Raw genomic sequence first — 11,311 nt, forward strand, 5'->3', positions numbered from 1 at the left:
TTCTACCGTCACCGCTCGGGCTGGCATTACCCGCTGCATACACACTCCATCGTGGGCTTCGAAACAGGTTCTTAACGCCTCGTGGCGGGCAACTATTTGAGTTAGACTGGCTTCTATGGCTGCAATATCCAGTACCCCATCACAGGCCAGTGCTGCTGCAACATTATAATGTTGACTGCCTTCTAGCTTATCGATTAACCACAGCCGTTGTTGTGAAAATGATGCTGGGATCGCACCACTGCGATCTATGGCACACAAGGGGATACTCGCCACTGACCTCCCTTGCTGCTTTCTCTCAAGAAAGTGCAATAACTGTTCTTTGTGCGTTTTTACTTGCTCTGCTAACTCAGCAGTCATGGCACCTTTTGGTGCTTTCACCTTTAAAGTACCGGAGTCAGAAGATAGCTGAATATTTTTTTGTTGTAGTTGATTAAGCAAATCAATCATTGGGTTAAAACTCCATTTCTTCAAAGGCCTCACTATCCGCCTCTAGCTCCTGCTGTTCTGAGCTATACTGGGACTGTGTTGCATCAATAAACTGTGCTAATTCTTTGATTGTTTGGAAGGCAAACAGGTCTGCAATTTCAAAAGGGTAATCCCAGTGCGATTGGACACGATCGAGGATACTCATGGCATGAAGCGAATTTCCGCCTAGAGCAAAGAAAGACTGCACGGTACTGAGGGGTTCTGTGATACCTAAACACTCTCGCCAGACTTCCTCTAGAGCAACTTCTGTTGCCGTATGTGCTGGAACATATTCAATCTGAGGCTGGGCCGTCACCATGCTGTATAGTGCTTTACGGTCAAGTTTGCCGTTAACGGTGACTGGTAATTCAGTCAATGCGATATAGGTTGCAGGTATCATGTAGTTCGGTAAGGTAGATGCCAGCAACTTAGGTATCACAGCTGAAAGTTCAGCACTGTCCAATGATGTAACACAGAATGCGATAAGCTGTTCACCAGCTTGTAACTCCTGCACACTGACAAATGCTTCTTCCACTTCATCACAGCCTGCAATCGCAGCTTGGATCTCTCCTAGCTCTACACGCAAACCACGGATTTTAACTTGATGATCTAAACGACCAAGGAACTCCAGAGCTCCACATTCTAAACGACGGACCAAATCGCCCGTGCGATAATATCTCTGCTGAGAACGGTTTGCTAAGCTCACCGTAATAAATTTCTCCGCAGTGAGCTGTTCCTGCTGAAAGTAACCTCGAGCCAAGCCAATCCCTGATATGAGTAACTCTCCTGGAATACCGATAGGCTGCTCAGCAAAATCCGGACTCACTACTACACAGTTAATGTTATCAATAGCATAACCGATGGGAACACTCGGGGCCGAGGTGGTTTTACTACAATCCCAATAACTTACATCTATTGCTGCTTCTGTCGGGCCATATAAGTTATGTAACTGAGCGGATGACGCTCGTATAAACTGTTCTCGGTGATCGCGCGTTAATGCCTCACCGCTACAAAATACCTGTTTCAGTGTTTGGCACTGCGATAACTCTGCATGCTGCATAAATGCTTGCAGCATTGAAGGTACGAAGTGACAATGAGTAATGCCTTGTCGCTGTATCAACTCTGCTAGATACTTAGGCTCTTTGTGACCCTCGGGTTTAGCTAGAACAATGCTTGCGCCAACGGTCCATGGCCAAACAAACTCCCAGACCGAAACATCAAAACCATAAGGCGTCTTTTGCAGCACTTTATCACTGGCTTTCAGTCCATATTTCTTTTGCATCCACAGTACACGATTCAACAAGGCTTGATGCTCAACCATCACCCCTTTTGGTTGTCCTGTTGTACCTGACGTAAAAATCATATACGCAAGATTTGTCGAGCTTAATTCAAAGGTACTAGGAGTCGTTGCTCTATACTGGAAGAGAGTATCTAGCGTCGCTTCGCTATCGATCACAGTCACTTGATGTGATTGCAAACACTCAGCTTCCGCTAAATGCTGTTGGGTCAAAACTTGTACATCACCCAGCTGGTCTAAGATTGCACTACTGCGCGCGTCCGGCATACTCGGGTCAATAGGTACATAAGCGCCACCCGCCTTTAACACCGCCAAAATTGCAATAACCATGCTACAGTGACGTTCAAGATACAAAGCCACGAAGGATTCCTGCATTACTCCCTGAGCCTGTAGCAAACGAGCCAGTCGGTTCGCTGCCTGATTTAACTGCTGATATGTCAACGTTTCTTGAGTATCAAGAACGGCGATGCTGTTAGGTGTTACCTGTGCAAAGTGGTCAACATATTGATGCGGTAGTAAAGCTAAATTGTGGGAACAGAAAGTATCATGTTGCTGCGCCAGTAAATGTTGCTCAGACGTCGATAACAGTGAAATTTCACCCACACCTCGACCATCCGCAAGCTGAGAAAAGATGGCATCAAGATGATGTTGCATTTGCGCTATGGTGTTATCGCTGAAACGCTCTTTACGATATCCCAATGTAAGCTGTAAGTGTTCATTATCATTCACAATAAAAGTCAACGGCACAGCACTATACTCTGCCGTCTCACTACTATTGATAACAACATCGCTGGTATTATTCGCTACACTGCTATTGCTCTCAGCAGGATAATTCTCAAACACTACGATACTATCGAACAACTCAATCTCAGCGGCAATCGCTGTTTGTTGCTGGATCTCTGGCAAAGTTAAAAAGCCGTGTTCTTGACTCTGCAACTGGCTTTCATGTAATTGCTTAAGCTGAGCTTTAAGATCCGTTGATGGAACAAAATCAACTTTTACAGGTATGGTGTTTATGAATAACCCAACCATCTTTTCAATGTTTTGTACCTCAGATGGCCGACCTGAAATTACAGTACCAAACAATACCTTTTGGTCACCACTGTAACGCTGTAACAAGTATCCCCAAGCCCACTGTATGACCGCATTGAGAGTCACCTTGGCTTCACTGGCAAGTACTCGTAGCTTTTGCGACAGACTCGTACTTATTTGCCATTGTCGCTCAACATAGCCCGATTGAACGTCTAAATTTTGGCTTTCTAACAATGCGGTGGGCGAGTCAAAGTCATGTAAGTAAGTATGCCAATAGTCAAGAGCACTTTGCTTATCTTTACTCTGCAACCAATCATAGTAACCATCCAGTGGGATCGGTTTCGGTAACGATAAGGGTTGCGAGTTAGCAAAAGACAAATAGCTTTGCAATAGTTCTTGGTAAACGGTTTGCAGACACCAACCATCTAAAATTAGGTGATGATGTGTCCAAAGTAATTGATGCTGCATGGAGCCATAGCGCACGATAGTAACTCTATGCAAAGGCGCTTCATTGAGTGGCATTGCCATTTCTCGATCTTGCTCACGCAACGTGATAAATGCGCTGTGGCGCTGCTCATCACTCAAGTCGCTCCAATCTAAAAAGCGCACAGGAACTTTAATATCTGGTGCAAGCACAAAGCGATAAAGGCTACTTTTTTCTATAGCAAAGCCGCTTCGCAATATTTCATGCCGATTAGTCACATATTGCCATGCTAGCTCCATCGCCTTGATGTTCAATTCGCCACTGATTTGATTTACAACTTGGGTTAAGTAGGCTTTTTTATCAATTTGACTTTGAAAGAATATTCCATGCTGTAATGGTGTTGCAGGAAAGATATTAATGAGTGTACCAAAGCGTTTCTGCCATTCATTAAGCTGAGATTGTTGTAATTCGACATGAGGGACATCAGAGGTTGTTAATATCGGCATTCGGCCTTCACAGTGATTAGCAATATCCTGCAACGCCATAGCTAAATTATTTTTAAGAGCAACCATAGTCTCTGGACTAAACTGCGCAACACTATAGTCAATCATCAAATGCAGTAAGCCTTCACTCACTTGGCCATTGATCGCAATAGCAAACTCCCGCAAAGCTTGCTCGTGTAGATTTGACCCCATACTTTCATCAGCGAGAGAAAAATCCCCATGCTCGTGCTCTGCATTTATCTCAATTTGTCCAAGATAGTTAAATAGCACAAAAGGATCCGCTTGTTCAAAATGCGAACACTCAGAAGTTTGGGAGTAGTATTTTAGTGTTCCAAAGCCAACGTTCGACTCAGAAATAACCCTACGCCGTTCTTTTACAGCAATAATTACTTCTGTAAGCCCTGTGCCCTCTGAACTAAGTAATAGTGGATAAAGTGAAGTAAACCAACCTACTGTTTCACTGAGATCCACATCATCAGAGATAGGATCCCGACCATGGCTTTCCAGTGCAACTGCGACTTGCGATACCGCAAATGTTTGCTGTAGCGCTAAATACAGCCCACTTAACAATAAATCCTCTACTTGCGTGCGATAAGCTTGGTTTGCACTTCCTAGGAGTTGACGAGTTACTGAGTGGGTAAGCTGTAGCTTAACGATTTCACTTTCACTGCGTAAACAGGGCTCTATTTCACTCTCAGATAAAGGCATCATGGTATTTTCAGCGGCTAATTGGGCAAGCCAAAAGACTTGTTGCGCTTGGAAATCGTCGTAATGAAGCGCTAAGGTATCACTCCACTGCCTTATAGATGAGGTTTTTGCTGGTAACCGAGGTATCTCTTGGCGTTGATGCTGACACCAAAGACGCTGTAAATCTTGTACCAAAATTCGCCAAGAAACACCATCTACGACCAGGTGATGCGCTACAAGTAACAACCGAGCTTCACTTTTACCTGAGATTAAGACTGCTTTAAATAACTCACCTTTTGAAATATTAAACCCAGATTGTGCTGCAGCAGCAATTTCAGTTACGGCCTCAGCCGACCAATCAGCAACGAAAACATTCTGTACAACCCGATTAATATCAATTTGTTCAAGCGCAATAAACTCGCCCATCCACCCTGTTGATTTGTGAGTAAACCGTAATCTCAACGCGTCATGCCTATCAAGTAAACATGAAACTGCTTGCCTTAGAAAATCTTGCGATAACTCAATAGGCACTTGCAATAAGATAGACTGATTATAATGATGTACAGCCGCCCCTTTTGAGCGTTGTAAGAATCTCAATTGAATAGGTAAAGGCCTAAATTCTCCGCTTAGGGGAGATTGTTCAGCACTCACCTCTTTACTTGCTTTAACCACCAATGCCTGATCAGCAACCGTAGGTAACTGCATAACTTCTTTTAAAGTTATATGGAGCCCCACTTCCCGAGCCATAGCAACCAATTGAATTGCTATAATTGAATCCCCTCCTACGGTAAAAAAGTGGTCATTAATACCAATAGCGTCGTTTTTGAGCAATCGCTGCCAAATGAGTAATAACTGCTCCTCTGTGGCATTTCTTGGTGCTATAAAGGCCTCAAGCTCAGTGTTACTATGCAATTGTTTTAGCGCATTTTTGTCAATTTTACCGTTCGGGGATAGCGGCCACTGTGATACCGCAATGTAGCGACTTGGCAGCATGTACTCTGGTAGTAATGCCCGTAGATACTCACGTAGCTGCTGTGCCAAACCCGTCGCTTCTTCTGTTCGGACGTAAGCCTGTAACTGTGACTCTCCTGCCTCTTCTACCACTAACACTAGCGATTCTATTACTGCATCATGGCTATTTAGGTGATGCTCTATTTCCCCAAGCTCAATACGAAAACCTCGTAACTTCACCTGCTCGTCAACGCGCCCTATAAAACACAACTCTCCTTGTTGGTCATATCGAACTAAGTCTCCTGNATGCCCGTAGATACTCACGTAGCTGCTGTGCCAAACCCGTCGCTTCTTCTGTTCGGACGTAAGCCTGTAACTGTGACTCTCCTGCCTCTTCTACCACTAACACTAGCGATTCTATTACTGCATCATGGCTATTTAGGTGATGCTCTATTTCCCCAAGCTCAATACGAAAACCTCGTAACTTCACCTGCTCGTCAACGCGCCCTATAAAACACAACTCTCCTTGTTGGTCATATCGAACTAAGTCTCCTGTACGATAAAGTCGTGCATCTGTGTTGTGACTAAAGCGGTCTGGAATAAAACGCTGTGCCGTTAGCTGTGGCTGATTAAGATAACCACAAGCCACGCCCGCACCACCTAAATACAACTCACCCGTTACTCCAAACGGTAACAGCTCTCCTTGYTCTCCCAGTACGTAAGCCTGCGTATTGGACACCGGACGACCTATTCTCGGGGCCTGCTCCGGTGCCGCTGTCATTTCATAGTAAGTGGAGTACGTCGTATCCTCTGACGGTCCATACAAGTTCACAACTCGCCGTAACTCTCGCCCACTAAATAACTTCTCTACTACTGTCTGTGCCAGTGGCTCTCCTGCCAAGTTGACACTCAGAACCGAGCTAGGAAGCCGCTGCGCCGCCAGCAATGCATCTATTCCCGACGGCACTGTATTAATTAGACTAATACCCGCTATGTCTTCGTTTAGCAGAGTCAGAATGTTTTCCACTAAGATTACTTTGCCACCAAAGCTCAGTGGAACGAATAACTCAAACACCGATAAGTCGAAGTTAAGTGAAGTGCTTGCCAACACCCCCGCTAACTCTTCCGGCTGATAAAACTCTCCTGCCCACTGCACCATCGCCAACGCATTCCTGTGCGCTATCACTACCCCTTTTGGCTTACCTGTCGAGCCTGATGTATAAATAAGGTAACTTGGCTGGTCGCTCGTAGCTTGCGGATGACGGCCTAAGTTGTCTCTACACTGTTGTGCTAAGTCCTGCTGTAGTTTAGTGGCGTCTAGCTGCCACAGAGTGACACCTGCGATATCCAATAGCCCTTGAGTATGCTCGTTACAAATAACATGCTGCAACTGCGTATCTGCAACAATATACTCCAGTCGCTGTTTGGGATAATTAGGGTCCAGTGGGACATAGCGTCCTCCAGCTTTTAATACTGCCAACACTGCCACAACCATATTCACCGAGCGTGTTAACAATATCCCTACCGCATCTCCTAGCTGCACTGCTTGATGCTGTAGTTGTCGTGCCAATTGGTTTGCACGTTGGTTGAGCTGACCATAGCTAATACTTTCACTGGCTGTTTCCACCGCCACCGCATCCGGTTGACTCTTTGCTTGACGCTCAAACAACTCATGCAATAAACAGCTCGGCACCTCAACATCCTGAGCTGTACTATTCAACTCCGTGAGCAAATAAGACCGCTCTCGCTCACTTAAGAGTTCCAACTCTACTAAGGGCAGCTCCACAGGTTGCGTTAGAAGGTTGTCCAAAACATTACCGAAGTGCCTATCAAATTGAGTTATGGTTTCTTCATTAAATAACTCGGTATCATAGACCCAAGTGAGTTTGCAGCCAGATTCGGACAGGGAAATGCTGATGTCTAAGTCATACTTGGTAGTAATGTTATCTGATAAGACTTCCTCGAACTCCACTCCCTGAAGGGATAGACTCGGCTTACTTGACGACTCACCCTGAAACATACTCAGCATCACTTGGAAAATAGGAGTATGCTGTACGCTACGCTCAACTTGGCAATGCTCCACAATCTGCTCAAACGGTAAGTCTTGATAGCTTTGCGCGGCTAAATTGGTATCACGAATATGAGTTAAAAATGCAGCGACAGTATCATGTTTGATAGATGACTTTAAAATTAGGGTATTGACAAAAAAGCCAATTAGCGGTGCCAGTGCTGTGTTTTGTCTATTTGCAAACGGAGTCCCAACAATAAACTCTGATTGGTTACTGTGACGGCAAAGTACAATACTCAGGGCTGCATGAAAAACCATAAAGGGGGTCATTCCATGGCGCATGGCAAAAGCCTCTATAGCCGCAGTAGAATAGCGACTGAACACTCTGGCTCCCTCATTACCTTTGCGCTCTGGGCGAGGATAATCCAAAGGTAAACGATGCAATAACGGAGCACCTGATAACTGCTGTCGCCAGTAACGTAACTGCTCCGCTAAGCGACTTTCTGTTAGCCACTGCCGTTGCCACACAGCAAAGTCAATATATTGGATAGCCAATGGAGTAAGTCTGGTTTCTTGTCCCATTTGCAGCGCTTGATACTCAGCAACAAACTCACGTACAAATATATTCATCGACCAGCCGTCAGAGGCGATGTGATGCATATTAAATAACAGAGTATTTTGGTTATCTGGGCCAGCTATAATATAACTCACCCGTAGCATTAGCTCAGTTGCCAAGTCAAAACTCTTTTCTGCATCATATCGGATCAACTCAGCTAATTTACGTTGTTGATACTGTGCCTCAAGTGCAGAAAGATCAATGCGGTTGATCTGAAATTTGAATTCTTGATTTATCTGCTGAAAGGGTTCCCCTTCAACCTCTCCGTAAGTGGTTCGTAATACTTTATGCCGCCAAATCAATTTCTTAATGGCTCGTTCTGCAATATCAACCGAGAAATCACCTGCGACTTTAATCACCTTAGGTATGTTGTATTGTGCACTCTGCCCTTCAAAGCGATCGATAAACCACAGGCGCTGCTGAGCAAAAGAGAGAGGGAAATGACCGTCATGAGATGCCAGCGCAGATATAGTTGACTTAGGATTAATCTCATTCTTTGTTAAAAAATGAATAATTTCTTGTTTGTTTGCCAGTATTTCTTGCTTGAGATTTTCAGGAAATGAAGCAACCGATAATTTATATTTCAGCTGCCCGCCTTCTGTATATAGGTACACACCTGAAGACGTGGCACTTGCAACTAGCTGACTGATACTCATAGATTATTTTCCCTAATAGGCTTTCATTCTTATTATTGAGCATCAAATAAGGCCTGTCTTACGCACGTGTGACTGCGCAGAAAATTTAGACAACCTCCACTACATGAGCTGTTTTCACACTTATTTTGGCGGCTACTCTGTCAACAAGGGGAATCCGGACAAAATATTAACTTTAACAACACTTAGATACTAACATGTTAATTTAAAATAACCAATATTTAACACAATATCATTATTTGGGCAAACTTTAACCCATTGCATTAGGGAAAGAGGGACGAATTACAACGTCCCTTCCTCTATCACAGTGGCTAAACTGGCTTGTCTGTTAAGGTCTCGTATCGTCAGAAGTTGCCGTACTTTCTCAGCTAATGTAGCGATCTCTGGATGAGCGATCAGCTCTGCTAAGCTTAATTCTAGTGACCAAAAGTCGTTGATTTCAGCCAGTAATTGGATCAGAAGTAATGAATGCCCTCCAAGCTCCATAAAGTGAGCATCAACACTAATTTGTTCGTAGGGAATACTCAAAAGACGTTGCCAAATACCAGCTAGCGCTTGCTCAATCTCATCACGGGGAGCTTTAACCGCAGATTCCACGTTATCAATTTCATAGCTCAGAGCTGCCTTATTAACTTTACCGCTTGGAAGTAACGGCCATTGCTCAACTGTAATGATGGCTGCTGGCACCATAAAAGCAGGTAAGTTAGTGCGTAATTGCGACTTAATGTGGCTAACAAAATCAGGGCCCACCGTTGTTATCGGCTCTATATAAGCAAGCATTCGATTGTGACCTTGACCATCTTTATCTATCTTGATCACCGCTTTGTTAACTTGCTCTAATAGCGCTAATTGACGTTCAACCTCTCTAGGCTCAATGCGATATCCTCGAATTTTTATTTGTTCGTCAGCTCGGCCTAAATATTCAAGCTCACCACTTTCAAGGTAACGCACTAAATCTCCAGTCCGGTAAAGACGTTTACAAGGGGCTAAGTTAGGCAATGTTACAAACCTTTCAGCAGTAAGCTCTGCTCTATTGATGTAACCTTTGGCTACACCATTACCACCAATGTACAACTCTCCTGCAACACCAAAAGGGCAAAGCTGCTGTGATTGATCCAAGATATATAGCTCAGTATTTGGCATTGCCCGCCCAATAGTGATCTGTTCGTTCTCATAAATTTCAGCAATACTGGCGCACACGGTGATTTCGGTTGGGCCGTAGAGATTAAAAACTGGATAATGACATGCCCAACGCCAGCCTAGCTCCTCATCACAAGCCTCTCCACCTACAGCCAAGGCTGCAAAGTTATAATCCTCTCGAAATGGTAGATGAGCAAGATAAGATGGAGTTAGTAATGTATGCGTAATTTTCTGCTGCACGAGATAGCGTGCCATAAGATCTGGGTTTGCTCTTTCCTGCTCGCCACAAATGTGAAGACTTGCGCCCTGCGTCAATGCCCACACCCACTCCAAAACAGAAGCGTCAAAACAGGGGGTTGAAAACTGCAATACACGAGCATTTCGACCTGTAGGTAAGCGTTTTTTCAAGGCTACCGCAAGTTCAGTCACACTTTGATGCGCAATAGCCACTCCTTTTGGATTGCCTGTCGTACCTGAGGTATAGATAATATAAGCTGTATCGCTTAACTTTCCTCTACTTTGACTACAACCCTCTCCCACGACTGTCTGTACAGCATTTGCAACACAAATACGTTCCAAGGCTAAATGCTTAAGATCAGACTCAAGGGGTGAGTCGGTAAGTACACAAGTCGCCTCCGAATCTTGCAACATGTACTCAGTTCGAGAAATTGGGTAGCTGGGCTCTAAAGGTAAGTACGTACCTCCCGCTTTTAAAATGGCCAGTATTGCCACCATCATATCTGTCGAACGCCCAACATATACGCCTACGGTATCCCCAACTTGGTATATTGAATTTGCGCACAAATGCTGGCTGACAGCTTCCGCACGTTGGTTGAGCTGACCATAGCTGATACTTTCATTGGCGGTTTCTACCGCCACCGCATCCGGTTGACTCTTTGCTTGACGCTCAAACAACTCATGCAATAAACAGCTCGGCACCTCAACATCCTGAGCTGTACTATTCAACTCCGTGAGCAAATAAGACCGCTCTCGCTCACTTAAAAGCTCAACCTCCGCAACCTTCAAGGCCTTCGTCAACCCCAATAGCAAACGCTTATAATGTCCGCCTAAACGTGCCAAACTCGCCGAGTTATAGTGCCCCGCCCCGCCTTCTAAGCGAATACTCAACCCTGCCGATACATGCGCCACTACCGTTAAGTCGTAGTTCGTCCCTTCCGTTGTCTCCGCTGTCGTAACCTCTAGCCCCGACTGCTCATCCGCTTCACTTAACTGCGCATCAACCGGATAGTTCTCAAATACAAATACGCTATTAAACAGAGGCTCTCCCAACGGCGACTGTTTTTGTATTTCATACAACGGATAGTAGCTATGCCCTTCTCGTGCCACTTGCTGTTCGTGCTGCGCCTGCAATAGCCCAAGCACCGTCTCTTCTGCACCGCTCTCTACAACCACCGGTACTGTATTGATAAACAAACCTAATATCGACTCGACACCCGCAAGACTTGCCGGCCGCCCTGACGTCACCGAACCAAACACCACCGCACCTTGGTTGCCATAGCGCTGTAACAACACAC

Annotated in this window: 4 protein-coding genes; all 4 read right to left on the reverse strand. The window is 45.0% G+C overall.

Annotated features, from left to right (window positions below; genetic code table 11):
- Positions 1–447: condensation domain-containing protein (locus DS891_RS24140; protein WP_254606049.1), on the reverse strand; the 447-nt coding region annotated here is incomplete at its 3' end.
- A gap of 4 nt (positions 448–451) precedes the next feature.
- The gene (locus DS891_RS24145) at positions 452–5,683 is read right to left on the reverse strand and encodes a non-ribosomal peptide synthetase (RefSeq protein ID WP_174171160.1); all 5,232 of its coding nucleotides are present in this window, start codon (positions 5,681–5,683) and stop codon (positions 452–454) included.
- A complete protein-coding gene (locus tag DS891_RS24150) occupies positions 5,643–8,639 on the reverse strand; it encodes an amino acid adenylation domain-containing protein (protein ID WP_174171161.1) in 2,997 nt (998 codons plus the stop codon). The genes DS891_RS24145 and DS891_RS24150 overlap by 41 nt, the downstream gene beginning before the upstream one ends.
- Positions 8,640–8,918: 279 nt before the next feature.
- Positions 8,919–11,311, reverse strand: a 2,393-nt coding sequence (locus DS891_RS24155; RefSeq protein WP_174171162.1) for a non-ribosomal peptide synthetase, incomplete at its 5' end; no start/stop codon positions are given.

The organism is Pseudoalteromonas sp. JC28, assembly GCF_013319255.1.
Classification (GTDB): Bacteria; Pseudomonadota; Gammaproteobacteria; order Enterobacterales; family Alteromonadaceae; genus Pseudoalteromonas.